General features: G+C 63.3%; 28 protein-coding genes. 19 read left to right on the top strand and 9 right to left on the bottom strand.

The genetic code is table 11. The features are described from left to right. The first annotated feature begins 27 nt into the window (after positions 1–27). The 5 genes from AC1XDK_RS22930 (at position 28) to AC1XDK_RS22910 (ending at position 7,747) form a co-directional block, all read left to right on the top strand. On the top strand, positions 28–984 hold the full coding sequence (locus AC1XDK_RS22930; protein ID WP_483352304.1) for an NADPH:quinone reductase: 957 nt from the start codon (positions 28–30) through the stop codon (positions 982–984). 67 nt (positions 985–1,051) lie between these two features. Then, on the top strand, positions 1,052–3,889 hold the full coding sequence (locus tag AC1XDK_RS22925) for a DEAD/DEAH box helicase (protein WP_483352302.1): 2,838 nt from the start codon (positions 1,052–1,054) through the stop codon (positions 3,887–3,889). Positions 3,890–3,976: 87 nt separating this feature from the next. After that, a complete protein-coding gene (locus tag AC1XDK_RS22920; RefSeq protein ID WP_483352301.1) occupies positions 3,977–4,618 on the top strand; it encodes a pyroglutamyl-peptidase I in 642 nt (213 codons plus the stop codon). A gap of 125 nt (positions 4,619–4,743) precedes the next feature. After that, on the top strand, positions 4,744–5,769 hold the full coding sequence (locus AC1XDK_RS22915; RefSeq protein ID WP_483352300.1) for a hypothetical protein: 1,026 nt from the start codon (positions 4,744–4,746) through the stop codon (positions 5,767–5,769). A 79-nt stretch (positions 5,770–5,848) separates the two neighbouring features. After that, positions 5,849–7,747, top strand: coding sequence for a right-handed parallel beta-helix repeat-containing protein (locus AC1XDK_RS22910; RefSeq protein ID WP_483352299.1), 1,899 nt, complete (start codon positions 5,849–5,851; stop codon positions 7,745–7,747). A 16-nt stretch (positions 7,748–7,763) separates the two neighbouring features. On the opposite strand, the gene AC1XDK_RS22905 is transcribed toward AC1XDK_RS22910, so the two are convergent. Next, complete coding sequence (locus AC1XDK_RS22905; protein WP_483352298.1) at positions 7,764–9,908, bottom strand: CDC48 family AAA ATPase; 2,145 nt, start codon at positions 9,906–9,908, stop codon at positions 7,764–7,766. A gap of 77 nt (positions 9,909–9,985) precedes the next feature. On the opposite strand from AC1XDK_RS22905, the gene AC1XDK_RS22900 reads away from it, so the two are divergent. From AC1XDK_RS22900 to AC1XDK_RS22890, 3 genes are all read left to right on the top strand, one after another. After that, positions 9,986–10,120, top strand: coding sequence for a DUF7128 family protein (locus AC1XDK_RS22900; RefSeq protein WP_483352297.1), 135 nt, complete (start codon positions 9,986–9,988; stop codon positions 10,118–10,120). A 166-nt stretch (positions 10,121–10,286) separates the two neighbouring features. After that, entirely contained in the window at positions 10,287–10,433 is a 147-nt protein-coding gene (locus AC1XDK_RS22895; RefSeq protein WP_483352296.1) for a hypothetical protein, read from the top strand. Between the two features lie 117 nt (positions 10,434–10,550). After that, positions 10,551–11,465, top strand: coding sequence for a cation diffusion facilitator family transporter (locus AC1XDK_RS22890; RefSeq protein ID WP_483352295.1), 915 nt, complete (start codon positions 10,551–10,553; stop codon positions 11,463–11,465). A gap of 13 nt (positions 11,466–11,478) precedes the next feature. Here the strand turns inward: AC1XDK_RS22890 and AC1XDK_RS22885 are convergent, their stop codons facing one another. Both AC1XDK_RS22885 and AC1XDK_RS22880 read right to left on the bottom strand, forming a co-directional pair. Further along, positions 11,479–11,727 carry a DUF7508 domain-containing protein gene (locus AC1XDK_RS22885; protein ID WP_483352294.1) on the bottom strand — a complete coding sequence of 83 codons (249 nt, stop codon included), beginning with the start codon at positions 11,725–11,727 and terminating at the stop codon, positions 11,479–11,481. Next, a complete protein-coding gene (locus AC1XDK_RS22880) occupies positions 11,727–12,170 on the bottom strand; it encodes a DUF5796 family protein (RefSeq protein WP_483352293.1) in 444 nt (147 codons plus the stop codon). Before AC1XDK_RS22880 ends, AC1XDK_RS22885 begins: the two co-directional genes overlap by 1 nt. Positions 12,171–12,417: 247 nt before the next feature. Between AC1XDK_RS22880 and AC1XDK_RS22875 the strand changes: the two genes are divergently transcribed. Genes AC1XDK_RS22875 through AC1XDK_RS22865 form a run of 3 tightly spaced genes read left to right on the top strand, consistent with a single transcriptional unit; the run spans position 12,418 to position 14,655 of the window. Beyond that, positions 12,418–13,488: a CNNM domain-containing protein gene (locus AC1XDK_RS22875; RefSeq protein WP_483352292.1), complete on the top strand. Its 1,071-nt coding sequence runs from the start codon at positions 12,418–12,420 to the stop codon at positions 13,486–13,488. A gap of 58 nt (positions 13,489–13,546) precedes the next feature. Then, the gene (locus tag AC1XDK_RS22870) at positions 13,547–14,392 is read left to right on the top strand and encodes a shikimate kinase (protein WP_483352291.1); all 846 of its coding nucleotides are present in this window, start codon (positions 13,547–13,549) and stop codon (positions 14,390–14,392) included. Continuing rightward, positions 14,350–14,655, top strand: coding sequence for a chorismate mutase (locus AC1XDK_RS22865; RefSeq protein ID WP_483352290.1), 306 nt, complete (start codon positions 14,350–14,352; stop codon positions 14,653–14,655). The genes AC1XDK_RS22870 and AC1XDK_RS22865 overlap by 43 nt, the downstream gene beginning before the upstream one ends. A 167-nt stretch (positions 14,656–14,822) precedes the next feature. Here AC1XDK_RS22865 and AC1XDK_RS22860 read toward each other — a convergent pair whose 3' ends face one another. Next, the gene (locus AC1XDK_RS22860; RefSeq protein ID WP_483352288.1) at positions 14,823–15,695 is read right to left on the bottom strand and encodes an alpha/beta fold hydrolase; all 873 of its coding nucleotides are present in this window, start codon (positions 15,693–15,695) and stop codon (positions 14,823–14,825) included. A 441-nt stretch (positions 15,696–16,136) separates the two neighbouring features. On the opposite strand from AC1XDK_RS22860, the gene AC1XDK_RS22855 reads away from it, so the two are divergent. Further along, entirely contained in the window at positions 16,137–16,439 is a 303-nt protein-coding gene (locus tag AC1XDK_RS22855; RefSeq protein ID WP_483352287.1) for a hypothetical protein, read from the top strand. Positions 16,440–16,525: 86 nt separating this feature from the next. After that, positions 16,526–16,999, top strand: a complete 474-nt coding sequence (locus AC1XDK_RS22850) for a hypothetical protein (RefSeq protein ID WP_483352286.1) — start codon at positions 16,526–16,528, stop codon at positions 16,997–16,999. Here AC1XDK_RS22850 and AC1XDK_RS22845 read toward each other — a convergent pair. Both AC1XDK_RS22845 and AC1XDK_RS22840 read right to left on the bottom strand, forming a co-directional pair. Further along, positions 16,994–17,236 (bottom strand): hypothetical protein, encoded by a 243-nt coding sequence (locus AC1XDK_RS22845; protein WP_483352285.1) that lies wholly within the window; start codon positions 17,234–17,236, stop codon positions 16,994–16,996. The genes AC1XDK_RS22850 and AC1XDK_RS22845 overlap by 6 nt on opposite strands. A gap of 54 nt (positions 17,237–17,290) precedes the next feature. Continuing rightward, a complete protein-coding gene (locus tag AC1XDK_RS22840; protein ID WP_483352284.1) occupies positions 17,291–17,971 on the bottom strand; it encodes a carbonic anhydrase in 681 nt (226 codons plus the stop codon). 142 nt (positions 17,972–18,113) lie between these two features. Between AC1XDK_RS22840 and AC1XDK_RS22835 the strand changes: the two genes are divergently transcribed. Further along, positions 18,114–19,139 (top strand): biotin--[acetyl-CoA-carboxylase] ligase, encoded by a 1,026-nt coding sequence (locus tag AC1XDK_RS22835; RefSeq protein WP_483352283.1) that lies wholly within the window; start codon positions 18,114–18,116, stop codon positions 19,137–19,139. Positions 19,140–19,148: 9 nt separating this feature from the next. On the opposite strand, the gene AC1XDK_RS22830 is transcribed toward AC1XDK_RS22835, so the two are convergent. The 3 genes from AC1XDK_RS22830 to AC1XDK_RS22820 all read right to left on the bottom strand — a co-directional run bounded on the left by AC1XDK_RS22830 (position 19,149) and on the right by AC1XDK_RS22820 (position 22,128). Then, positions 19,149–19,634 carry a universal stress protein gene (locus tag AC1XDK_RS22830; RefSeq protein ID WP_483352282.1) on the bottom strand — a complete coding sequence of 162 codons (486 nt, stop codon included), beginning with the start codon at positions 19,632–19,634 and terminating at the stop codon, positions 19,149–19,151. A gap of 177 nt (positions 19,635–19,811) precedes the next feature. Next, the gene (locus AC1XDK_RS22825; protein WP_483352280.1) at positions 19,812–20,825 is read right to left on the bottom strand and encodes an amidohydrolase family protein; all 1,014 of its coding nucleotides are present in this window, start codon (positions 20,823–20,825) and stop codon (positions 19,812–19,814) included. Positions 20,826–20,892: 67 nt separating this feature from the next. Continuing rightward, a complete protein-coding gene (locus tag AC1XDK_RS22820) occupies positions 20,893–22,128 on the bottom strand; it encodes an HD domain-containing protein (protein ID WP_483352279.1) in 1,236 nt (411 codons plus the stop codon). Positions 22,129–22,203: 75 nt separating this feature from the next. Between AC1XDK_RS22820 and cofD the strand changes: the two genes are divergently transcribed. The 5 genes from cofD to AC1XDK_RS22795 all read left to right on the top strand — a co-directional run bounded on the left by cofD (position 22,204) and on the right by AC1XDK_RS22795 (position 26,161). After that, positions 22,204–23,196: a 2-phospho-L-lactate transferase gene (gene cofD / locus AC1XDK_RS22815; protein ID WP_483352278.1), complete on the top strand. Its 993-nt coding sequence runs from the start codon at positions 22,204–22,206 to the stop codon at positions 23,194–23,196. Next, on the top strand, positions 23,196–23,939 hold the full coding sequence (locus tag AC1XDK_RS22810) for a tRNA-dihydrouridine synthase (protein WP_483352277.1): 744 nt from the start codon (positions 23,196–23,198) through the stop codon (positions 23,937–23,939). Before cofD ends, AC1XDK_RS22810 begins: the two co-directional genes overlap by 1 nt. Beyond that, positions 23,936–24,772: a triphosphoribosyl-dephospho-CoA synthase gene (locus AC1XDK_RS22805; RefSeq protein ID WP_483352275.1), complete on the top strand. Its 837-nt coding sequence runs from the start codon at positions 23,936–23,938 to the stop codon at positions 24,770–24,772. The genes AC1XDK_RS22810 and AC1XDK_RS22805 overlap by 4 nt, the downstream gene beginning before the upstream one ends. Next, positions 24,769–25,347: a DUF447 domain-containing protein gene (locus AC1XDK_RS22800; RefSeq protein ID WP_483352274.1), complete on the top strand. Its 579-nt coding sequence runs from the start codon at positions 24,769–24,771 to the stop codon at positions 25,345–25,347. The genes AC1XDK_RS22805 and AC1XDK_RS22800 overlap by 4 nt, the downstream gene beginning before the upstream one ends. A gap of 91 nt (positions 25,348–25,438) precedes the next feature. Next, positions 25,439–26,161 carry a protein sorting system archaetidylserine synthase gene (locus AC1XDK_RS22795; RefSeq protein ID WP_483352273.1) on the top strand — a complete coding sequence of 241 codons (723 nt, stop codon included), beginning with the start codon at positions 25,439–25,441 and terminating at the stop codon, positions 26,159–26,161. Positions 26,162–26,177: the final 16 nt, after the last annotated feature.

Below are 26,177 nucleotides of genomic sequence, written 5' to 3'. Positions count from 1 at the left end.
ATTTTCCTTCCCATCATGGCCCCACACATGCGCGCAGTACGCTATCACGAACACGGCGGCCCGGACGTACTACAAGTAAACGAAATCGACCGACCGGAACCCGGAGACGACGAACTGTTAGTGGCGGTCCGCGCCGCCGCAGTCAACCCCGTGGACACCTACTTCCGCGAGGGGTCCTACCGACCCGGCGACCTTCCGTGGATTCCGGGGTCGGACTTCGCGGGCGAAGTCGAGGCCGTCGGCGACGAAATCGAGGAGTTCGACGTGGGTGACCGCGTGTTCGGCACCGGACTCGGCAACGACCGCCCCGGAACCTGCGCGGAGTACGTCACGACGCCGACGGATACGGTGGCCCATCTTCCGGACGGCGTCGGTTTCGAGGAGGGGGCGGCCGTCTCCCTCGTCGGCGTCACGGCGTGGCGCGCGCTCATCGACCACGGCGGCCTCGAACCCGCGGAAACGTGCCTCGTACACGGCGGGAGCGGCGGCGTCGGTCACGTCGCGGTACAACTCGCGGCGGCAACGGGTGCCCGCGTGACCACGACGGCGAGCGATGACTACCACGATAGACTCGAAGCGGTCGGCGCGGATACGGTCCTCGACTACCACAGGGACGATCTCGCGGAGGCAGTGGAGGACGCCGGAAAGCCGGACGTCGTCCTCGACCACCGACTGGACGACTACCTCCAGTTCGACGCGGACGTGGCGGCAACCGGCGCGCGAATCGTCGGCATCGGCAACGAAGACGTTGCGGCCGAATTCGAGAACGTCCCCGCCGCTCGCTCGAAGGAACTGACGGTAACGCTGATGAGCATGTACAACACGCCGGACATCTCGGCGGTGCTGGCGCGGTTGGCGCGACTCGTGGCGGACGGCGAAGTCGTCCCCGAAATCGCCCGGACCTACTCGTTAGACGAGGTGGCCGACGCACAGCGCGACGTGTTGGAAGAGAGCTTCCTCGGGAAGTTGGTCGTGGAACCGTAGCGACGGACGACCACACCAACGGGGGAGGCAACGCGCTTAATTCGTTCCGCTCCCAACGAAAACCACGATGCAGGACAGGCAGGCCGCGGGTTCTGCGGCCTTCGCGCGACTCGGGTCCGAGGTTCGGTCGGCGCTCTCCGAGAGGGGGTTCTCGACGCCGACGGAGCCACAGAAGCGCGCGATTCCGCCGCTCGCCGAAGGGAAGCACGGACTCGTCATCGCGCCGACCGGCACCGGCAAGACCGAGACGGCGATGTTGCCCGTCTTTGATTCCGTAGCGGAGGCAGACCCCAGATTTGGGATTTCGGTGCTTTACATCACGCCGCTCAGGGCGCTGAACCGCGACATGCGCCAGCGATTGGAGTGGTGGGGCGAGACGCTCGGCGTCGAAATCGACGTGCGACACGGCGACACCACGGACTACCAGCGCCAGAAGCAGGCGAACGACCCGCCGGACGTGCTGGTGACGACGCCGGAGACGTTGCAGGCGATGCTCACGGGGTCGAAACTGCGGAAAGCGCTGGAGGACGTCCATCACGTCGTCGTGGACGAGGTGCACGAACTCGCCAGCGCGAAGCGCGGCGCGCAGTTGACCATCGGACTGGAGCGGTTGCAGGAACTCTCGGGCGAGTTCCAGCGAATCGGCCTCTCGGCAACCGTCGGCGACCCCGAAGAGGTCGGCAAGTTCCTCACCGGCGATAGGGGATGTGAAATCATCGAAGTGGACGTAGGGAGCAAGGTGGACTTCCGGGTCCACGAACCCGAAATCACGAACGAGGACGAGCGATTGGCGGGCGAACTGATGACGAACCCGGACATCACCAGCCACGTCCGGGCGATTCGGGACATCGTCGAGGACCACGATTCGACGCTCGTCTTCGTCAACACCCGGCAGACCGCCGAAGCGCTCGGGTCGCGGTTCAAGGAACTCGGCGCGAACATCGGCGTCCACCACGGCAGCCTTTCCAAGGAGGCCCGAATCGACGTGGAAGACCGGTTCAAGGACGGGGACCTCGACGCCCTGCTCTGTACCTCCTCGATGGAACTCGGCATCGACGTGGGGCGAATCGACCACGTCGTTCAGTACCAGAGTCCGCGCGAGGTGGCCAGACTGCTCCAGCGCGTGGGCCGTGCAGGACACCGCATGGACGAGGTGTCGAACGGCACCATCGTCACGTCGAACGCCGACGACGCGCTGGAGGCGATGGCAATTGCACGGCAGGCCACGGACGGCGACGTGGAACCGGCCCACATCCACCACGCGAGTCTGGACACCGTCGCCAACCAGATCGTCGGTCTGGTCATGGACTTCGGCGAAATCGACGCCCGTCGCGCCTACGAAATCGTCACGCGAGCGTACCCGTTCCGCGACTTGGACGAGGAGACGTTCAAGGGCGTCGTGCGTGAGTTACAAGGGAACCGATTGGTCTGGCTGAACGAGGAGGACGACCGAATCGAGAAGTCGGGCAAGACGTGGCAGTACTTCTACGCCAACCTGTCGATGATTCCCGACGAGGAGACCTACACCGTCCACGACATCGCCAGCGGGTCCCAAATCGGGACCCTTGACGAGCGGTTCGTCGTTAACTTCGCGGAACCCGGCGAGGTGTTCATCCAGCGCGGCGAGATGTGGCGCATCGCCGAAATCGACGACGACGAGAGCCGGGTCAACGTCTCGCCAATCGAGGACCCCGGCGGCGAGGTCCCGTCGTGGGTCGGCGAGGAGATTCCGGTTCCGTTCGAGGTGGCACAGGAAGTGGGCGAAATGCGCGCCGTGGCCGGACCGCAGTTCGAGCGCGGTGCCCCGCGTGAAGGCGTCGCCCGTGAGTTCGCAAAACGCTACCCGACAGACCAGCACACCGCGGAATCGGCGCTCTCGCAACTCGACAGGCAGGCCGAGACCGATTCCCCGGTTCCGACGGCCGACCGAATCGTCGTGGAGTTCGCCGCCGGGAAAATCGTGGTCAACGCCTGCTTCGGCCACAAGGTGAACGAGACGTTCGGGCGCGTCCTCTCGTCGCTCGTCGGCCAGCGAACCGGGTCCTCGGTCGGGATGGACGTCGACCCCTACCGAATCGAGTTGGACGTTCCGGCGAAGGTGGACGGGCACGAAGTCGTGGAAGTCCTCCGCGAAACCGACCCCGACCACGTCGGCCCGCTCATCGAACTCTCGCTCAAACACTCGGACACGCTGAAGTTCACGCTCGCACAGGTCGCCGCGAAGTTCGGCGCGCTGAACCGCTGGGAAGGCAGCGGTCCCGTCTCCATGGGCCGCCTCCTCGGCGCGTTGGAGGACACGCCGATGTACGACGAGGCGGTTCGGGAGGTGTTCCACGACGACCTCGCCGTCGATGCGACCGCGGACCTCCTTCGGAAAATTCAGGCGGGCGACATCGAAATCGTCCCGACCGGCGGACGGACCCCGGTCGGAAGCGGCGGTCGGTCTTCCGGACGGGAACTTCTCGCCCCGGAAAACGCCGACGCGAGCGTCATCAACACGGTCAGGGAGCGCATCGAGAACGACCGCGTCATCCTGTTCTGCCTGCACTGTCAGGAGTGGAAACGCAAAACCACGGTCGAAAAGGTCAACGACCAGCCCAAATGCGTCCAGTGCGGTTCGACCAGAGTCGCCGCGCTCAACCCGTGGGCCGACGAGGTGGTCAAAGCGGTGCGAGCGGAGGACAAGGACGAGGAGCAAGAACGGATGACTAAACGGGCCTACAACGCCGCGAACCTCGTCCAGAGCCACGGCAAACGGGCCGTCATCGCGCTGGCGGCCCGCGGCGTCGGCCCGCAGAACGCGGCACGAATCATCGCCAAGTTGCGAGAGGACGAGGACGACTTCTACCGCGACATCCTCGCTCGGGAACGGCAGTACGCCCGGACGCAGGCGTTCTGGGACTGACCGAATCCTCCCGTTTCGAGCAATCTCACGAGTCACCTCCTTTTCCGCGAGGCGACGAACTAAGCCATCCCGTTCAAAAACCCAGTTATGACACTCCTCCTGACGGGGTACGAACCCTTCGGCGGTGACGACGAAAATCCGAGCGAGATGGTAGCGAGAGAACTCGACGGCGAGGAAATCGCGGGTCACGAAGTGGTCGGGAAGGTCCTCCCCGTGGAGTTCGACGTGGCGTTCGAGGAGATGAGCGACTACATCGAAACACACGACCCGGCCGCAATCGTGGCGACAGGTCTCGCGGCGGGGCGGGCGGGAATCAGCGTCGAGCGTGTGGGAATCAACGTCAACGACTGCGGTAGCACGCCGGACAACGCGGGCGAGAAGCCGCAAAACGAACGAATCCGAAACGGCGGGACGGCGGGGTACTTCGCCACGCTTCCCGTCGTGTCGGTCGTGGAATCCCTCCTCGACGCCGGGATTCCGGCATACGTCTCGAACACCGCGGGGACACACCTCTGTAACAACGCCCTCTACTCGACGCGGGCGTATCTGGAGCGAGAGGACCACGACGTTCCGATGGGCTTCGTCCACCTGCCCTGTACGCCCGAACTGGCCGCGAAACACGCGAAGGATGGGGACGGAACGAGCGGTGCGTCGGTCCAACCCAGTCTGCCGCTGGCGATGCAGAGCGACGCGATACGACGGACATTAGATATGACGATTTCGGAATGATTTCCGAGTAGTATCGAATAGAAGTGGAATAGAATCGGCCGATTGACCCTGATTTAGGGAAGAAGTGACTGGAAACAGTCACTGAAATGTAGAAGACTTATCCCGGTTCGTTCGGACTCTTCGCCATGGATTGGGCGAGTCGGTTGTCGTCCGCGGCCGAAACGGACCTGACGCGGCGACAGGTACTCTCCGTGCTCGGTGGCGGCGGCGTCGCGTTGGGTGGCGGAAAAGCGGCGGACAACGTTCTCATCGGCTACGGCGTTCTCGTCGGGACGAACCTCCACGACCAAGACCTCGGGACGCTCGCGCGAGCGGAGTTCGGCCCGACACCGTTCGAAACGACCGTCTCGAACACACGGATTCGACTCGGCGACGGGCGTATCGAGGCCCGACAGGGAGACGAACGACACTCCGTATCGCGTTCGGCATCGGCGGCCGCGGCGGCGACGGTGGACGACGAACTGGGACTCGAAGACCGACCGGTCGAACAGCTCGTGACGGACCTCGCGGCCATCGAGGAGGGCGAGTTCCGCTTCGAGTTTATGGACTACGAGCAGTTTTTCGACCTCGTTCGAGCGGCGAAGCGCCGTCCGTTCACCGTGGAAGCGCTCCGCGGAAACCGCTTCCAGCACGTCGACCCGGCGACGGTAGCGTCCTTTTCCGGGGCCGCACCCGACCACCCGAAGGCGGTTCTCGAAGGCCTCGTCTGGGGATTTCGTGACAAGACCTACTACGACATTCCGCGCTACGCCGCCGGGTCGGTGGAGGACAACGTCCTCTTCGGTGCCGCCGACCTGCGGAAGTACTTCGAGACGCCCACCGAGTACGAGGCCATCGAATCCGGCGTGACCGCGGGCATGTTCTGCTACGAGTTCACGTGGCGGTCCATCGAAGCGCTGCACTCGGTCCCCGCACATCGCCAACGAACGCCCGTTTTAGGCGCGATGATACACGACGCTCGCCACAAGCACATGTACACGGGTGTCGCGAGCGTCGTTCGGCGGGACGGCGAACTGATCGTTCCGATGACGTTCGTCGATTACACGCACTCGACGCTGTACGACGACCTTCACCTCCGATGGCTGCTCGGCGAGGGGTTGGAAGCCTACGACGAACGCCACCGAGCCACCGAAATTTACTGGCAACCCTGAGGTCGGGAGCGAGTGTTCCCGATTTTACTTTCGTTCCGTGCCAATCATTCAATATCGTATGTCGAGTAATAAAGGTGCAATGGGAGAGAAAACACGAAATCACGGCCTGCGACGTTCGACGAACGACGACGCGGTGGACGACCTGGCTGAACGGTGGAACGAAACCGTCGAAACGATAGACCGGTTGCTCACGGTGCGCGACGACGAGAGGAACCTGTCCGAGTACCGTCCGGACGAACGGGCGGAGTTCCACGCGACGGACACGGGTGCGATATACCGTGGCACCGGGTCGGAGTGGGAACTCGCTGACGCCGAAGTCGCGGCGGTGGACGCGAACTGCGTCAACTGCGTCGAATACGTCTCGACCGAATCGGAACTCGAAAACGCCCTTCCGTCCGGCGGTATCGTCGTCGTTTGCGACGATATCACGCTCACATCGACGGTCGAGGCGACCGTGACCGACGACCTGTGGCTGATACTCCGACCGTACACGATTCGACGGGGGGACGACGTGAACGCGACGATGCTCGACCTGACCGCGTCCGGGAACGTCTGGATAGAGGGCGGTATCGTCGACGGCAACCGGGCGGGGCAGGATTTTCCAGCACAGAAACACGACGAGGTCGTCCTCTCGAACGACGGGACGGACTTCCTCTTCATCGACGGCCTGACCGTCGTCGACAACACGAACTTCTCGGTTCGCGCGGCGGGATGGATGGGCGTCCTTGCGAGCGACTACGTCCAGCGGACCCATCCCGAAACGATAGCGAATCCGGCCGACGCGGCGGGACTCGACGGCTTTCACGTCTTCGACTCCCACTCCGTGTTGTTGGTCAACCCCGACATCAGATCGGGCGACGACGCCGTGGCGGTCGGTGCCCGAACGGCCGTGACGAAGCACGTCAACATCAGGGGCGGGACGCTCAGTTCTCCGGTTCACGCGAACGGCGTCAAACTCCACACGGAGTACGACGCGGACCCGGTAGCGGCCATCGAAACCGCCGTCATAGACTGCCAGGTGTACGATACGTACGGCCACGGCGTGACCATCGTGGACGACGGCGACACGGGCAACCCCGTGGAGGAAGTCGTCGTCAAGGGACTCGTGACGGGCGTCGGAATGGACGGCGTGTACATCGGAGCGACGTGCAACAGCGTCGACGTGAAACTACAAGTGACGGACGCCGCGAATCACATGGTCAACCTCGACGGCGGCGGCGAGAACGCGAGCGTTTGCGTCACCGGAACGCACGACGGCACCGTCACGCAGGCCGCGACCGGGTGTCGGGTGAACGACTACGACGAAGTCGTCGTCTCGGGAAGCTTCGACGGACAAGGGGTCGGTACCGCGGGAATCCTCCTCCAATCGGTTTCCGACGTGACGGTGCGGGCGAACGTTTCGTCGTTCACGGACGCGGGGATTCGAATCGACGGAAGCGGTCAACCCGACGAGAACGTCGAAAACGTCGTGATGAACACCAGAATCGCGGACGTGGGCGGGGACGGGTTGCTCTCCGTCGTTCCCCTCCACACGGCCACCCTCGACGTGCAGGTCGACGACCCCGGAAATCACGGTATCAACATTAACGACGGCGGGGAGAACGTTCGTCTCGACGCGACCGTCTACGACCAAGAACAGGCGGGAATCAGGCTCGATTCGGTCGAGAACGTCACCGTTTCGGGCGTCATCGACGGCGACGGCGGCGGAACGAACGGCGTCGTCCTCGAAAACGGGGTGACGAACGCGAGTCTGAGCCTCGTCGTGCGGAACGTGGACGGCAACGGCGTCACTGCCATCGATAGCAGCCACGTCACCGTGAGAGGGTGTGTCTTGTCCGGTCTGGCCGGGCGACCCGTGTACGCGACCGGAACGTCGGACTACTGGGTCATGACGGGTAACGAGGGGCACAGCAACGGGAGTACGAACACGTCCCTGTCTGCCACACACAAAACCGTAGCGAGTAACCTGTTCACGTAGAAACGCAGTCGAACCGCTATCCGAGCGTCGGGTGAACGAACTCGCGGGCCGTATCGAAGTGCCGTCGTTCGATGACGATTTCGTCAGCGCGCTCGTTCGCCTCCTCGGGCGACCACTCGTCCGCCGCTTCGCGGATGGCGCGCATCGACGCGCCACGGACCAGCGCCTCGATGTCCGCACCGGTGTACCCCTCCAACTCCTCGGCCAGCGCGTCGAGGTCGATGTCGTCGGCGAGCGGTTTGTCGCCCGCGTGGACGGACAGGATTTTGCGGCGGCCCTCCTCGCCCGGTGCCGGAATCTCGATGTGGGATTCGAGACGGCCGGGACGGAGCAGTGCGCGGTCGATGGCCTCTCGGCGGTTCGTCGCCGCGAGGACGACGAGGTTCGGGTTCTCGGTCAGGCCGTCGAGTTCGGTCAGTAGTTGCGAGACGACCCGTTCGGTGACCTCGTGGGAATCACCACGCTGTGTCGCGAGCGCGTCGATTTCGTCGAAGAAGATGATGGCGGGCGAGGCCTGTCGCGCCCGCTCGAACACCTTGCGGACCGACTTCTCGCTCTCGCCGACGTACCTATCGAGCAGTTCCGGTCCCGCGACGGAGACGAAGTTCACGTCGCTTTCGCCCGCCAACGCGCGAGCGAGAAGGGTCTTTCCGGTGCCGGGCGGGCCGTAGAGGAGGATGCCGCTCGGCGGTTCCGTCCGTGTGGCTTCGAAGAGGTTGGTGTACGAGAGCGGCCATTCGACGGCCTCGATGAGCGTCTGCTTCGCCTCGTTCAGGCCGCCGACATCCTCGAACGAGATTTCGGGTGCTTCGGCGACGAACTCGCGCATCGCGGACGGTTCGACGCTCGCCAGCGCGGTGTTGAAGTCGGCGCGGGTCACTTCGACCGAGAGTAACGAATCGTCGTCCGCACCGTCGTCACGTGCCCGGCGCAGGGCGGCCATCGCCGCCTCCGTGACGAGCGTGTGGAGGTCGGCACCGACGAATCCGTGGGTCGTCGCGGCGAGTCGTTCGACGGCCACGTCGTCGGCGAGCGGCATCCCGCGGGTGTGGACTTCGAGGATTTCGCGGCGGCCCCCCTCGTCGGGCGCGCCGATTTCGATTTCGCGGTCGAAGCGTCCGCCGCGCCGGAGCGCCGGGTCGATGGCGTCCACGCGGTTCGTCGCGCCGATGACGACGACTTCGCCGCGGGACTCCAGTCCGTCCATCAGCGAGAGCATCTGTGCGACGAGTCGGTTCTCCATGTCGCTCTCTTCGTCGCGCTTCCCGCCGAGGCTGTCCACCTCGTCGAAGAAGATGATGGCGGGGGCGTTTTCGTTCGCCTCGTTGAATATCTCGCGGAGACGCTCCTCGCTTTCGCCCTTGTACTTGCTCATCACTTCCGGACCGGAGACGGAGACGAAGTGGGCGTTCACCTCGTTCGCTACCGCCTTGGCGATGAGCGTCTTCCCGGTGCCGGGCGGACCGTAGAGCAGGACGCCTTTCGGCGGATCGATGCCCAACCGGCGGAAGAGTTCGGGGTTCGAGAGCGGGAGTTCGACCATCTCGCGGACGCGGCGAAGTTCCTCGTCCAGTCCGCCGATGTCCTCGTACGCCGCGCTGGTGACGTCCGTCGAGTCGTCGGGGTTCGACGAGGGCGTCGAGACGGATTCGACGAGTTCCGAGAGCGAGACGTTCACCGTCGTATCGTTCGTGACGCGGACGGTTCCGCCGGGATTCGTCCCCGAGACGACGAACAGTCCGGCGTCGCCGAGTCGTTCGATTCGCGCACGCTCGCCGGATTGGACCGGCCGGTCGAGGAGTTCGCGCTTTACCGCCCGTTCCAACGTGTCCACGTCGTCGAGCGAGAAGTTCGCCTTCGGGACGACGGTGATGGATTTCGCGTCGGAGACCGAGATGGGCTGAACGGAAACCTCGTCGCCGATTCGAACGCCCGCGTTCGTCCGCGTCTCGGCGTCGATTTGGATGGTGTTCTCGGGTACCGTACTCGCGGCGGGCCACACTTTGACGACCGTCGTTCCGTCGCCTTTCACGGCGACCGTATCGCCGCTCAACACGCCGAGTTGCTGTCGGGCCTCGTCGGCGATTCGAGCGATGCCTCGCCCCCCGTCGCGCTTTTCTGCACCCCGGACGGTGAGGGCAACCGTCGGTTTATTGGTCATATTCCCTACTCGTCACCCCATCGTCTTCAGGGTTTCCCGGAGAAACCTCCTTGTCGGATGCTACCCATTGTACTCTCATGGTTGCTCGAACAGAGCGCGACGATGCCACTTGGTATCAGTGTGAACAGTGCGGACTGATGTTCGACGAGCAGAGCGACGCGGAACAGCACGAGGAACACTGCGATGCGGAGGACCCGACCTACATTCAGTGACGAGTTCTGAGGGTATCGGGCGAACGGCGGAGAGCGAACGACGGGAAAGCGCACGGCGAAGTCGTCGCGCGGAACGGTCGAAACGGACGACGATGGCGTTTCGTCCACTGCACCTGATTTTCACTGCTGCCGATACGTTGAAACGAGTGGACGTTGGGAGGGAACTATGGGCTACGATACTACCATCGGTTGGTCCTTGTTCACGTCCGGGGTCGTCACGCTCCTGTTGAAGGTACTGCCATACGACTCGCTCTATTGGGGAATCGGACTCCTCATTCTCGGGGTAGTAGTGATGTCGCGTCGCGTCCTGTAATCCGCCTTTTCACGACCCCTGTTACTTATTACCGTGTGATTTAGATTCAATCTAAAACAGACATTTGTCAGCTCTAATCCATATATTCTTAACCACGGGTATCCCACGAAAGAACGAATGGCCGACCACCGGCACGAATTCCTCAAAGCGTCGTGGGCCAACGTGGTGACGAACGTCCTCAAAATCGTGGTGGAAGGGGGACTCGGACTCGCGTTCGGAAGCCTCGCCCTCGTCGCCGACGCGGCCCACTCGGTGGCCGACCTGTTGGCGAGTGCGGTCGTACTCGTCTGGGGCCGCCTCTCCTTTCAGGGTCCGGATTCGAACCACCCACACGGTCACGAGCGGGTCGAACCGCTGACCGCCCTATTCGTCGGCGGGACGCTCGTCCTGCTCGGACTGAAACTGCTGTACGACGCGGGGCAAGCGATTCGTACCTCGCCGGAAACGACGTACAGCATCGCCCTCGTCGGCGGACTCGCCTTCGCCTTCATCGACCGTGCCTTCTGTTACTGGTACACCAAACGCATCAATCGAACCGTCGGGTCGTCCGGCCTCGCCGCGCTCGTCGCCGACAGCAAAAACGACCTCTACACCACGTTTGCGGCGATGGTCGGCGTCGCCGGGATGGCCGGCGGATTTCCGGTTCTCGACTCCCTCGCGGGTGGATTGGTCAGCCTGCTCGTCATCCACCAAGGCATCGAAATCTCGCGGGAGAACGTCAACTATCTGGTGGACACCGCCGCGCCGAAACCCGTCCGCGAGGAGATTCGAGACGAAATCCTGTCCCACGACGACGTTCACGGGGTTCACGATTTCACCGCGTATCACGCCGGAACGCTGTACGAAATCGAGTTCCACGCGGAAGTCGCCGCCGACCACACGTTCATCGAAGCCCACGACATCGAAACGGACCTCAGAAACAGCCTCATCGCCCGCGACGACGTCGGCGACGTTCACATCCACCTCGACCCCGAGGGGTTGGGCGAGTGGAAGGACGCGGAGGAAGGGAAACCGTCCTCCCTCGTCAACTGACCGATGGCCTGACTCAGTCCGTTCCCGCCCGTTCTCTGTGTTCGTCCGCCAACTCCTCCGCCAACACCCGCGACTGACACGTTTCCCAGCGGACCTGCTCCGCGTCGCTGTACGTGAGCGCCGTCTTGAGTTCGTCGCGCAGGACGCCGACGCCGATTTCCAGTATCTCGCCGTCGGTCCCCAATTCGTACATCGCCCACCGCTCCGGCGCGTTTGCCACCGTCGCCCTGTCGAGCGTCTGCCAGCGCTTTGCGAGCGGCATCAGTCGTCGGATTCCTCGCCGTCCTCCACGAACTCGAACGAGCGCTCGCCCAATTCGTCTTCCTCGAAGACGAACACCCGACCTCGTGCGATTTTCGGACTCGCTTCGACTTCGACGGCGTAGCCTTCCGAGCGGACCGTCACGCCGGGGAAGAGTTCCTCCTCCTCGCCGGGTTCGATGATGACACGGCCGACGCCCGTCTCCTGCAGAATCTCGTCGTGGGTGTCCCGGTCGTTGACGTAGGTCATCACGCCCTCCGTCTCCGTCGGGTCGGTAACGAGTACCTGTATCAGTTTACCCGGTTGCGTTCGAAGCGTTCCGTCCACTTTCTTCGGAATCCCGTTGTAGAAGACCTCCCGGCCGTCCGTGTATTCGACGACGATGCCGTCCTCGGTGAGTTCGACGCCGAGCGTGTCGGGGGAAACGTCGTTGCGGACACTCATACCCGGCGGTTGGATGGGGACGGCCAAAAGACCCGCGTTCCGGGACGACGCTTCGCCGAAGACCGCCGCTGATACCGTACGTCGGTCGTTTAGCGAAGGACGCAACTGGCATGGAGCGCTGAAAAGTGAACGAACGAACCTTTTTGAAGTATTTCACCCTAATATCGTGAATTCCATTCTCTATTTTCGGAAGAGAATTTGAAAGTGACCGGTGGAACCAAATGATTGGAACCGTTACGGTCGGACAATGGAAACTCTGGTGCTCTCCGCGCGGTTGGTCGCCGGACTGCTGTTGATACTGGCGAACGGCTACTTCGTCGCCATCGAGTTCGCGCTCACCCGCGTCCGGCAGTACTCCGAGTCGGAGTTCGACTCGCCCGACCTACGGAGAGCGTGGGAGATGACGGAGAACCTCGAAATCTATCTCACGAGCTGTCAGGTCGGAATAACCGCCTCCAGCATCGCGGTCGGTATCGTCGCCGAACCGGCGTTGGCGGCTATCTTCGAGCCAATATTCGCGGGTACGTGGTTGGCGTCGGTCAGTGCGGGGGCGCTCCTCGGCTTCCTCATCATCAACCTCGTTCATCTGACTCACGGGGAGCAGACGCCGACGTACCTCGGCGTCGAACGTACGAAGTTCGTCTGTAAGTACGGGGCAACGCCGCTGTACTGGTTTCACCGGTCCATCGCACCGATAATCACGCTCGGCGACGGCGTGGCGAAGTGGACCCTTCGGCTGTTCGGCGTCGAAATCACGGGCGCGTGGAAGGACGCGGAAGCCGACGCCATCGAAACCCGTGCAGACCTCCATCAAGAACTCGGTTCCGTCCTCGAACGGGGTGACCTCGCGGACGAGCGCCATCGGGAGGTCCTGAACGCGCTCAAGATCGGCGAGGTTCCGGTTCGAGACGTCATGATTCCGCGGGAGGACATCGTTTCCCTCTCCACGACGGTCCCCTTGGAGGATACCCTTCGACGCGTCAAGGAAAACCCGCACACGCGTTTCCCGTTGGTCGGTGAATCGCTCTCGGACTACTACGGCAACGTCTACATGCCCGCCCTGTACCGGGCGGACGACGCACTCAGGGCGGACGAGACGACTATAGAGGAGGTCGCACACCCGCCGATGACGGTATCAGCGGACACATCCCTCAGCGACGCGTTGGACCGGTTTCAGGCCGAGAATCAGGAACTCGCGTTGGTACTGGGGGACGGGGGAGTGATCGGACTCATCACCGCGACTGACGCGTTGGAGGAGATCGTCGGCGAACTCAACGACCCCATCGACGAACCGACCGAATCGTCCCCGGCCGCATGACGTCATCACGTATTGCGCCTATCGCTACCCTGAAGGGGGTCTCCTGCGAAGGGCGACCATGTACGGCCGTGCGAAAGCACCCGCCGCCGGGACGATACTCAACGCGCTCGCCACCGGCGTCGGGTCGGCGTTCGCCATCGACATCGCGACGAGCGCGGAGGTCGAGTTGGACGACACCGGCGAGGTTCGCGGCGAAATCGCCGACGCTCCCGACGCGGACGCTCGACTCATCGAGCGCTGTGCGGAACTCGTCCTCGACGTGGGAGACGAGGAATTCGGCGCGACGGTTCGAACCGAGAGCGACGTTCCGATGGCTTCGGGCCTGAAGAGTTCGAGCGCCGCCGCGAACGCGACGGTGCTAGCGACGCTTTCGGCGCTCGATATCGAGATGCGGCGGGAAGACGCCTGTCGACTCGGCGTGCAGGCGGCCCGCGATGTCGGCGTGACGGTCACGGGCGCGTTCGACGACGCCAGCGCGAGCATGCTCGGCGGCGTCACCGTCACCGACAACTCGGCCGACGAACTCCTCGCCCGCGACGAGGTGGACTGGGACGTGTTGGTGTGGTCGCCGCCGGAGCAGTCGTTTTCGGCCGACGCGGACGTTTCCCGATGTGAGCGCGTCGCGCCGATGGCCGAACTGGTGGCCGAACTCGCGCTCGACGGCGAGTACGGGCGGGCGATGACCGTCAACGGTTTCGCCTTCTGTGGCGCGCTCGGATTTTCGGCGGACCCGATGGTGGAAGCCCTGCCGGACGTGGCGGGCGTCTCGCTTTCGGGTACCGGTCCGAGTTACGTCGCGGTCGGCGGGCGGGAGGTTTTAGAGGACGTGCGGAAAAGGTGGAATTCATTGGAGGGCACGACATGGCTAACGACGACGCAAACAGACGGAACCCGAACGATATGAGCTTGGACGAACTGCGCGACGAAATCGAATCCATCGACCGCGAACTGGTGGAACTCATCGCCCGACGAACCTACGTCGCCGACACGGTGGCGGAGGTGAAGGCGGCCCAAGATATCCCGACGACGGACGAGTCACAGGAACAGCGCGTGATGGACAGAGCGGGCGAGAACGCCGAGAAATTCGAGGTGGACTCGAATCTGGTGAAGGCGATTTTTCGATTGCTCATCGAGTTGAACAAGGTGGAGCAGCGCGAGAATCGGTAGACGACTCCAACGGTATCCGGGTCTATTGTTGAGTGAGTGGATGATTTTCTTCGGGTGATTGCTCTCTCGTCATCGACCCATGAACGAGAACGCGACTGCATGAACGTCTCGGGAACTGAAACACGGAAGGTGTAGTCGGCACGATAGCACCGATGAAGACGAATCTGTCACGGTGACCCTTCGATATCCGCCGGGTCGCCGTCGCTCTCTGTCTGGTCGGGGTAAACGCGCTCGGTGAGAAAATCCCGGAGTTTTGATGTGAAAAACGCGGGATTGTCGATGTTAGAGGCGTGTCCGCTTTCAGGGACGACGCAGACGGTGGTATTGGCGTTCCGGAGGGAAGAGACCAATCGCTCGGTCGTTTCCTCGTTGGCCGTTGGAAGATGTTCGCCGTGAAGAACGAGTGTCGGTGCGGTTACCACGGAGAGGTCGATGTCCGCCTTCGGAAATCGCGCAGTCGCGTCGGCAATCTTGACGAATTCGTCGTGCGAAATCGTCGGGGCGTCCTCGACGAGGCGTTGGACGGTCACCTCGTCGCCCGAAACGCCGGGGAGAAGCAGATTCCCGATTTTGAGTTGCCACCGGTTCAACGTCCTGTAATCGATGAAACGGTCTAACCGCGCGAGAAACCGAACGTTCGCCATGGCGGATCGACCGGTGAGGGACAACGGGCCAGCGGGGAACGTATCCGCGAGCACGAGTCCGGCCACCTTCTCGGGGTGGGCGGCGGCGAACGCCTGTGCAATGGTGCCCCCCATCGAGAGGCCACAGATAACCGCCCGATCGATTTCCAGCGCCTTCAGTAGTGCGTCGAGGTCTTCCGCGAAAAGATCGATGGAGTACATCGGCTTCCGGGAGCCACCAGTTCGCCCGTGGCCCCGTACGTCGTACGCGATGGTCGTGAACGCGTCACTGAGGGCGTCCATCTGGGGTTCCCACATCGTGTTGCTCATGATCATCCCGTGGACGAACACGATCGGTGGGCCGTCCCCCCGCGTGACGTAGTACGTCTCGATATCGTTGGTTCGAACGACCGGCATACCCAACAGGTACGGTCCGATTCACGATGAAGATGCCGTAGACTGAAACGAACGGGACGACGCGGACTTCATCACGAATTGCTGAACACGCGCCGTCTGTTCAGCACTGCCGTGACGATATCTCACCGCCGAGGGTTTCGACGAGGCTTCACCACCGACGGCGCATACTCATTTATACGTGGGTCCGTGAAAGCGTCTATCTCGCTGATTTCGAAGGTCTGAGTCGTCGAAAACGGAGTTATTTCATCGGATGGTCGCGGACTTCGTCGAGTTGAACGAGGGAGGACAGCGAAAGAATCGCTAGTAACTACCAGGGTGGCAGTTCGGAACTTGCCACGAAGAGCTATCACTGATTCCGTGCGTCTGTGTCATGGACGAAAGCCCATGTCCACTAAACAAAACCGCAGAGTGATATTCCCCGGTAGCTGGTGGATCCCGATTTTGGCAATACCTATACTTTTCCTCATTTGGTTCTCGGTTACACTCCTGAACACCGCCCTCGCGCGGCACGTCGGACTACAGATTTCGGGATATCTCGGAGAAACCGCATCAGTGTTTCTCGTCGCGAGTTACGCGCTCTCGCTGTTCGCCCCGTTCGCACTCTACCACGACCGTAAGTACGTGAGCAGGCAGTCGGAGTGGACGCCAACACTCCTCTACTTGTTCGTCTTCGTTCCACTACTGAACGTGCTTATTGCGGGCGTGTATTTGCTCCGGCGACATCGGTTCGTGGGGACTCCGTAGTCGAACAGGGTTTGGAGTACGCGGCAGTTCTTTGAGTCTGCCGTACTCTTTTGAGACTTCCTTTCAAACGAGAATACATCCCTCCCATGAAAGTTCTCGTCGCATTCGTCATCGTCGGAATCCTCCTCCTTGGAATCGGGACGGTTCTCGTCGAGGATTCACCCTACGACGGGAACGTGGTGAGCGAACGCAATCCGCTCGTACCGGAGCGACCCGCAACGCTGAACGGTGCCGCGGCGAGGAAGTACCTCATCGACTACGAACGGACCCGCCTCTACAACGACCTCCTCGCTTCGCGGGGGCATACCTTCGATACGGGGGACGACGTTAAAGCGGACTGCACCGCGCTTTCGACGACGGAGACGGCATCCGGTCGCTTTCGAGTTCGCCTTCGTTGCCACGGAGGAATACTGGACACGTACCGACTCGTCCAACCGACCGACTTCAGGTACACCGTCACGTATTCGATAACCGAGGACAGCCTCGAAGAACGCTCGCTCCGTGGCTATCCGTACGAATCGAGGGACGAACACCGGCGGCGTCCGGTAGCGAGGTCATGATTCGTGCGTCTCGGCGGTCCCCAACCCTGAAAGGAGGTCGATACACACAATCAGGCCAGCGACGAGCGAAACCCCGCCGCCGAGAATCCCCGCGATTGCGAAGAGGAGACCGTCCTGATAGCGAGTGATGACGTATCCGATGTCCGCGAGTGCGACCAACGCGACGCCGAACAGGAACACGAGAGTCAACGACCAGCGACGAATCGAGCGGAGGACTGCAAGCGTATCGGAGGACATGGTCGAAAAACCCAAAGGCGATACTATAATTCCTTCGACATTTCCGTCGCGCCCTCAGTACTCCCAGAGTCGTTCCACTCGTGCTTCGATATCCGGGTGGTCGTCTTGCAACGTCTCCACGCTCGACTCCCCGTTCACGTTGATGACGTGGACCTCTCCCCTGTTCCCCGAATAGACGTCCTGAAAGTCGTAGACGACACCGATGGCGTCCACGTCGTTCGGGATGTCGTCGCTGTCGAGGAGGAATTCGACTTGCCTGTCCACGTTGTACTCGACGAGTCGGTTGATGGCACCCGCTCGGTCCACGTCGTCCGGAAGCGCTTCGACACCCGCTTCGAGTCGGGGTTTCAGCAGGTCGAGACAGTGTTCGATACCCGCCGGTTCGGATACCCCGTCCGTCAGGGCGTCGTAGGTCGCCGTGACGGCACCGCAACCGGTGTGCCCGACGACGACGACGGTTTCCGTTCCCGTGTGCGCCACCGGATAGAGAACGTCCCCGGAAACGACCTCCCCGGCGTCGGTTCGCTGGACGACGCGGTTTCCGATGTTACCGCATGTGAAGACGTTTCCCGGCTCGTCGTTTCCCCAGAGATGGTCCTGCAGGACGCGGGAATCGGAACAGCAGACTGAAACGACGTCGGGATGCTGGGATTCCTGTACGTCGTCGAAACGGGTCTGAAACTCCGCCGCGTGCTCGGCGTTGTTGTCCAACAACTCGATGAACGTTCGGTGCATGGTTGTCCTCATTTCTCACGGACAATATTCCTTGCTTCTCGCGGGGCGGGTGGTTCGATATTCGAGAATCGGTACACTAAGCGGACAGGTTCGACGCTACCAAACGGGACGATTCTTGTCGAACGGATTCCTACCTGACGGTATGAACGAGACACGGCGGGCCGTCTTGGACGCACTCGCGGACGGCCCGGTTTCCGGCCCGAAACTCGCGGAGACGCTCGACATCTCGCGGAACGCCATCTGGAAGCACGTCGAAGGGCTCCGTACTGCCGGCTTCGGAATCGAGAGCACGACCGACGGTTACCTTCTCGATGAGGTCCCCGAGTTCGGCCCGGCGGTCGAGTACGGACTCGACGCGCCGTTCGAGGTGGAGTATCACGATTCCATCGGAAGCACGAACGACCGAGCGCGGGAGTTGGCCGGGGAGAACGCGAAGGACGTCGTCGTGCTGGCGGACGAACAGGTCGGCGGACGTGGCCGCTTGGAACGTGCGTGGGTCGGGCCGTCCGGCGGCATCTGGATGAGTCTCGTCCTCCGCCCGACGATACCACCCGCACACGCGCCGCTTCTGACACTCGCCGCCGCCGTCGCCGTGACGCGGGCGGCGCGGGAGGCCGGCGTTCCGGCGGAAATCAAGTGGCCGAACGATGTTCTTGTGAGCGAGGGACGAGCGAACGAGGGCCAGTCGGAGCGTTGCTCCGACGATGTCCTCGTGAGTGAAACGAGCAAGAGCCAGTCAGCGCAACCCCCTTCCGAGGGAAGGGGAGGAGGCAAACTCTGTGGTATTCTAACCGAGATGGAGGGTGAGGCGAACCGCGTCTCGTGGGTCATCGTCGGCACCGGAATCAACGTCAACATCGCGGCCGATGATCTCCCGGAAGGCGCGACGAGCGTACAGGAATCGGCTGGTCCGGTGACCCGGCGGGTGTTCGCCCAGCGGGTGTTAAAGGAGTTCCACGCGCTCCGAACCGACCTCGACGCCGTGCTTCCGGCGTGGCGCGAACTGTCGGCGACGCTCGGACAGCAGGTACGGGTCGAAACGCCCGAGGGGGATGTCGTCGGGGAAGCGGTCGATATCGTCACGCCGGGGGCGCTCGTCGTGGACACTGACGACGGAGAAGTACGTGTTCACGCGGGGGACTGCGACCACCTCCGCCCCGCGAACTGAAATCGTCGGTCAGCTACTACTCTGTGCTTTGCCGGTCGCTGACACTTCCGGACCGTCGTCCTCGCCGCCGACGCGGACCGTGAGGACGGGAACGGTCGAAGCGCGGACGACGCGTTCCGCGACGCTGCCGAGGAGCAGACGGTCGATGCCGCCGCGTCCGTGTGTCCCCATCACGATGAGGTCGAAGCCGTCCAACTCAGCGTAGCGGACTATCTCCTTGCTCGGCGGCCCTTCGAGCAGAGTGGTCGTCAATGTGACGTCGTACCCTTCGACGGCGTGGCGGGCGTCTTCGAGCGCCGATTCGCCCTCCTCTTGGAGCATGTCGGAGACGCCCTCCCACGAGGACTCCATCGGCAAACTGGCGAACGTCGAGGAGTTGATGACGTATACCGCGTGCAGGTCCGCGCCATGCGCCTCGGCTAATTCGGCGGCATGTGCGAGGACGCACGTCATCTCCTCCGAACCATCGGTGGGCACGAGAATTCGATCGTACATGGGTGTGTTACCGAATGCCACGGCATGAGTTGTCTTAATTCATTTGGTGGCCATACCTTCGAATCGAAACAGAGTCGGGAGTGACGCGAAATCGACCGAAAACAAGGAGCGGTCGGTGTTCGCATTCGTCTGTTTCGCGGCGGGGAACGCGGTCCGTCGCGTCACCGTTTGATCCGGTTACAACACCACGTCGGCCACGTCGTTCGCGCCCGCCCGTCGAACGATAGAGCGAACCACGTCGCGATTTCCGGCGAGGTTGTCCGAGTCGCCGTCGAGAACGAGGAGTTTCGCGTCGCGCCCGGGTTCGATGACGCCGCGGTTCAACCCCGCGATGCGCGCGCCGTTCTGCGTCGCCATTCGAAGCACTTCGCGCGGCGCGATGTCCGTCAACTTCGCCGTGAACTCCATCTCCCGGAACATCGACGGACTGTTCAACATCACGTTGTCCGTCCCGAGCGCGACCGTCGTCCGTTCGAGGAGATCGCGTATCGGCGGCATGCCGACGCCGGTCACGAGGTTCGAGCGGGGGCAGACCGCGATTGGAATCTCACTGTGTTCGATTCTATCGAGGTGAATCGGCTCCGGGTGAACGACGTGGACGAGGAAATCCGGCGAGAGGTCGAGCGCCGGGTTGATGTCGCTCGGGTCGGCCTCTCCGGCGTGGATTCCGAACGTCTTTTCGGCCCGTTTCGTCGCCGTCCGTTCACGGACGAACTCGGCGTCGTTGGCCCCGCTCGCACCGAAACCGTCTGCGGTCTCCATCGCGTCTACCGTCTCCCGGCCGAGGATGAACGGGTCGATGTCTAACCCCTCTGCGGCCTCGCGGAGCGCGTAGACGCCTTCGACGCCTCCCTCCCGAAATTCGAGAAACGAAGCGGTTCCCGTTGTCTGCATGAACTGCAACGACCGGCGCATCGCTTCGACCTTCTCCGCGCGGGACGTTTCCCGGAGAAGTCGATGTTTGAGTCCGTCCGGCGGCGCGACGAGTTCCTCCAGCGAGAGGCCCGCCCCGGCCTCCTTCGCGATGGAATCCCCGATGTGGGTGTGTGCGTTGACGAACGCGGGACAGACGACGTTTGACGACGAAACGGACTCCTCCTCGATGGCGGTTATCGTACCATCCTCGACGACGACGCGGCCTTCCATGGGATCGAAGTTCGGGCCGGACAGGATGGTGCCCTCCACAAGCATAGATGCCGATTATCAGTTGTCGGACTTAAACGCCTCGTCGTCCGCCGCGAACTCATTTGAGGTCCCGTTACTCCTCTTCTTCCTCGAAATCGGTCAGCGTCGTCCGAACGCCGGTTCGGATGTCGTTGACGAGCGCACCGTCCGTTTCCAACCCGAGGACGCGGTCGGCCGCCCGTCCGACTGCGTCCGTCTCCTCGGCCGGCGTGTACACCCCGAGTCGCCACTGGTCGCGTTGGACCTGCTGCAGCGCCCGCACCAGCGTCGATTGTTTGGCGAGCGGGCGAATCTCGCCGTTGACGACGACGCGCGACGACGACTCGGTCATCTCCGGGCGACTCGGTACGTCGAGCGTGACGAGTTCCGAATCGACGTCGGCGTATTCTGCGATGTCGTCTTCGTACTCGCGGATGGCGTCGTGGTCCGCATCGATGATGTCGTCCGAAACGTCCACCATCTCGGCCCACACGGCGCGCTTGTAGAGGTCGCGGTCCGACAGTCGACGGGCGAGTTCGGCGGTTTCAGGGTTCGTACGGAGGGCGACGAGGAGGTCGTGATCGTCCATCCGCCGCAACTGTTCGGCGTCTATGTCCGGCGCGTCGAGGAGTCGCTCGCTCGCCCGCTGGAGCATCGACTTGCTGATTCGCGTGACGTGGTGATTGTACACCGTCGGATTCATCAGCGCACGAGCGACGAGGAGGCTCTCTGCGGTCTGGACGTTCCCCTCCGCGAGAACGAGTTTGCCGTCGAAGAACGTCAGTTCGTGCGTCAGTCGCTCGTGGTCGATGGTGCCGTACGGAACCCCGGTGTGGTGGGCGTCACGGACGAGGTAGTCCATTCGGTCCACGTCGAGTTCGCCGGAGACGACCTGTCCGAGTTCGCCCTCGCCCGCGATGAGGCCGGCGATGGTGTCCGGGTCCAGAGCGTGGTCGCGGAGGATTTCACCCACTTCGGATTCCGCGAGGAGGTCGTACACATCGTCGTGGTACTTCCCCGTCCGGCGATGGATGAGGTCCTCGATGGTGTGGCTGTACGGCGAATGGCCGATATCGTGGAGAAGAGCGGCCGCACGGACGCGTTCGGCCTGTACGCCTTCGATGCCGAGGTGGGTGAGCGCCTGACGGGCGAGGTGGTAGACGCCGAGACTGTGTTCGAATCGCGTGTGGTTCGCGGAGGGATAGACGAGACGGGCCGTTCCGAGTTGCGTTATATGTCGGAGGCGCTGAACCGCGTGCGTATCGAGGAGATCGCTCGCGACGCCATCGACCTCGATGTGGTCGTGAACGCTGTCCTTGATAGTCTTCATTACGAGAACGTTGCCCGTCATGGTATAAAAACCGAAGGACGAGGCTTTATGCCCCCTCTCGAAGGAATCCGAAGCATGGTCACGTTTCTCTCAGGAGGGACCGGGACCCCCAAACTGTTGGACGGGTCCGGGTCGGTTTTCCCGCGCGACGAGACAACCGTCGTCGGCAACACGGGGGACGACGTCGAACTCGGGGGACTCCTCGTCTGCCCCGACATCGACACCGTGCTGTTCCAACAAGGGGGAGTCCTCGACCGCGAGATGTGGTGGGGGATCGCGGACGACACGACGGCGACGCACGACGAACTCCTCCGTCTCGCGGAGTCGGCGGACCTCGCCGACGGGCCGCGATACCTCCCCGACGAGCGGCAGACGGCGGGTCGGGACATCGCCCGCTGGCGTCGGTTCTCGGGCGTCGCGGAGTTCATGCTCCTCGGCGACCGCGACCGGGCGGTTCACGTCACCCGGACGGGGTTGCTGGACGAGGGGAAAACGCTAACCGAGGCGACGCGGATTCTGGCTGACGCGTTCGACTCGCCGATGGACGTCGTTCCGATGAGCGATGACCCCGTGGCGAGCATCATCCACACGCCCGACGGGGAGATGCACTTTCAGGAGTTCTGGGTCGCACGCGGTGGCGACCCTGCGGTCACGGACGTTGAGTTCCGTGGCGCGAACGAGGCCCGACCGTCGTCCTCCGCACTCGACGCGCTGACGGACGGTCCCGTCGTCATCGGCCCGTCGAACCCGGTGACGAGTATCGGCCCGATGCTCGCCATGGACGCCTTCCGCGAGGCGCTCGAATCGACCACGGTCGTCGCCGTTTCTCCGTTCGTCGAGGACCGCGTGTTCTCGGGACCGGCGGCGAAACTGATGGACGCGGTCGGCTATCAACCGAGCACGGCGGGCGTGGCGGAGGCGTATCCGTTCGCGGACGCCTTCGTCTTGGATGAAGAGGACGGAACGACGCTCGACCGCCCGACCGTTCGCACCGACACGAAGATAGACGACACGGAGGACGCAGCGCGCGTCGCCCGTGCCGTGAGCGACGCGCTGGAGGCGACGTGATGTTCGCGCCACGGGTGGCAGTCGCCAGCCTCAGCGGGGAGTCCGACGCGGAATGGGCACGCACCGCGTCCGAACACGCCGGCGCGGCGTTTATAGGTGGCATCGCGCTGGACGCCGAAACGAGGGACGCGGCCCGGAGGCTGGTGGCGCGCGAGCGAAACGAGTTCCTGCCGGACGACCCCGTCGCGTTCGTGGACGAGCAACTCGCCGCGCTCGCGGACGTTCCGATTCGTCCCGGTGTCAACGTCCGCTCGGTCACTCTTCCACCGATTCGGGAAGCGGCGGCGGTGTGTTCACGTCACGACGCGATGCTGGAACTCAACGCCCACTGCCGACAGGAAGAGATGTGTGCGGTCGGTGCCGGACAATCGCTCCTTCGGAATCCGGACCACCTCCGCCGGCAGGTCCGTACTGCGGCCGACGCGGGGGCGACAGTGAGCGTCAAGGTCCGAGCCGAAGTTCCCGACGTGAATCTGCCCGATGTAGCGCGGCAGGCCGTCGCGGCTGGCGCGGAAATCATCCATCTCGACGCGATGGACTCGGAACACGTCGTGGCGGACGTCGCGGACGCCACCGACTGCTTCCTCGTGGCGAACAACGGCGTCCGCGACGAGGCGACGGTCGCCGAGTACCTCGATTACGGTGCGGACGCGGTGAGCGTCGGACGGCCGAGCGACGACCCCGAGGTACTCGCCCGAGTCCGTCGTGCGACCGACGAGTGGTTCGCGGAGGTGGTGGCATGACGCCCGCGGAACACGCACAACTCGCGCTGCTGTTGGAGGTCGCCGGGACGCCGAAGCCCGGAAACGTGGACCGCGAACGGGACTTCCCCGACTTGCGATTCGAACACTTCCTCGCCGGTGCCATCGGGTCCGGTGCGGGTCTTCGAGCGGCCGAAGAGGGAAAACCCATCGGCGGGGCGTTCGAGGAGGCTGTCGAAGGTATGGGCCACCAAGAGGGTGGCAACACGCAGTTCGGTGCGTTGCTGTTGTTGGTTCCGCTGGTGAAGGCCGATGAGTTGTCACCGGAAGGGGTGACGAAGGTCGTGGAGGCGACGACGGTCGAGGACGCGGAAGGGTTCTATCGCGCGTTCGAACACGTCGACGTGGCCGTCTCCGACCCGCCGGAAGGGATGGACGAATTGGACGTTCGCCGTGGAAGCGGCGCGATTTCGGCCCTCAACGAGGGGGACTACACGCTCTACGACGTGATGGAACTCAGTGAGGGCGTCGACGGTGTCGCTCGCGAGTGGACAAGCGGGTTCGAACGCACGTTCGAAGCGAGCGACCGAATCGCGGAATTGGACGGCGGCATCTCGGCGCGCGCGGCACAGGTGTACCTCGAATTCCTCGCTCGCGAACCGGACACCTTCGTTGTGAAGCGACACGGAAACAAGGTCGCAGAGAGCGTCCTCGTCCGGGCACAGGAGGCACTACAGGAGGCGCGAGAGGGGAATCCGGAACTCGTCACGGCGTTCGCGGACTCGCTGGTCGAGGAGGGTATCAACCCCGGAACGACCGCGGACATCGTGGCTGCTGGCCTGTTCGTCGCGCTGGAGCGGGGTGTCTCGCCGTGACGGACGACGACTGGCCGGTCGAACTGCGGGGCGTGACCGAATCAGTCGTCACGACGCTCGGACCGAACGGCTTGTGGAACGTGGCCGTTCTCGGCCTCCACGTTGGAGACGGCCACGACCCGGTAACGGCCCGAACGTGGGGGAACACCCGAACTCGGCGGAACTTCCATCGGCAGGGCGGTGGCGTCGTCCAGTTCACCCGCGACCCCGTGGATTTCGCGGAGGCCGCACTTTCTATTCGGGAGGAGGAGGAACCGGTACTCGACTCCGCGGACGAGTGGGTCGAAATCGAGGCCGAGCAGATTGGAGCGGGGGAAACGGACGACACGCGCTGGGAGGAGTGGGAATTGACGCCGGTCGAATCCGAGGTTCGAAAACGGCGGGTGCCGCTGACCAATCGCGGGTTCGCCGCGGTCGTGGAAGCAACGGTCGCGGCGTCCCGGTTGGGAGTCGAGGGCTACGACTCCGCGGAACTCCGAACCCGATTGGACTACTTCGAGGAGGTCGCGCGGACGTGCGGCGGCGAGCGCGAGCGCGCCGCGTTCGACCGGATTCGAGAGTTGGTCGAGTGGTAAGGCAGACGTCGATAGATTGACCATTCCGTTCTCCGACGAGTCGGTGTGATTTCAAAAGAGGTATCACCCACGGTCGCACTACCCGCCGAGTATGAAACCCCGGTTCGTGGGTCGGCTTTCGCTCGCCGACGCGGTGACGGTATCGAACGCCGCGCTCGGCTTTCTGGCGATTTCGGTCGCCGCCAGGACCCCGGAACTGGCCGCGCGCCTCGTCCTGCTCGCGGCGGTGGCCGACGGACTCGACGGGGTGTTGGCCCGCCACGTCGGCAGTTCACCGGCGGGACCGTATCTGGATTCGTTAGCCGACGTGGCCTCGTTTTCAGTCGCTCCCGCGATGCTCGTCGTCGCCGTGGTGCGCCAAACGTGGGGCTTCGATTCGCTCCGCGTGACGATTGCGATGCTCGGCGGGGCGCTGTTCGTCGCCATGGCTATTGTCAGACTCGGACTGTACACCGCCTACGACACCGACGACGACGTGACCGAGGGGATTCCGACGACGCTCGCGTCCGTCATCCTCGCCGCCGCCGTCCTCGCGGGATTCACCGACCCCATGGTCGTCGTCACGCTCACCTACCTCCTGGCCGGGCTGATGGTCTCGACGATAACCTATCCCGACCTGTTGGCCCGCGACGCGCTCATCATGGGCGTCGTCCACTCGCTCGCGGTTCTCGTCCCGGATTTCGAGGGACGGGCCTTTCCGTACGCCTTGTTGACGCTCGCGGTGGCCTATCTCGTCCTCTCGCCGCACTTTTACTGGCGCGAAACGGAGGGGAAACCGGCTCCGACGAAGACGACAGAAGGGAAACGCTCTTGATGGCTACGGTCCGAAT

The sequence above is a fragment of the Haladaptatus sp. HS23 genome (genome assembly GCF_056892285.1).
The sequence above is the reverse complement of the archived record's forward strand: the minus strand, read 5'-3'. Positions and strand labels throughout refer to the sequence as shown.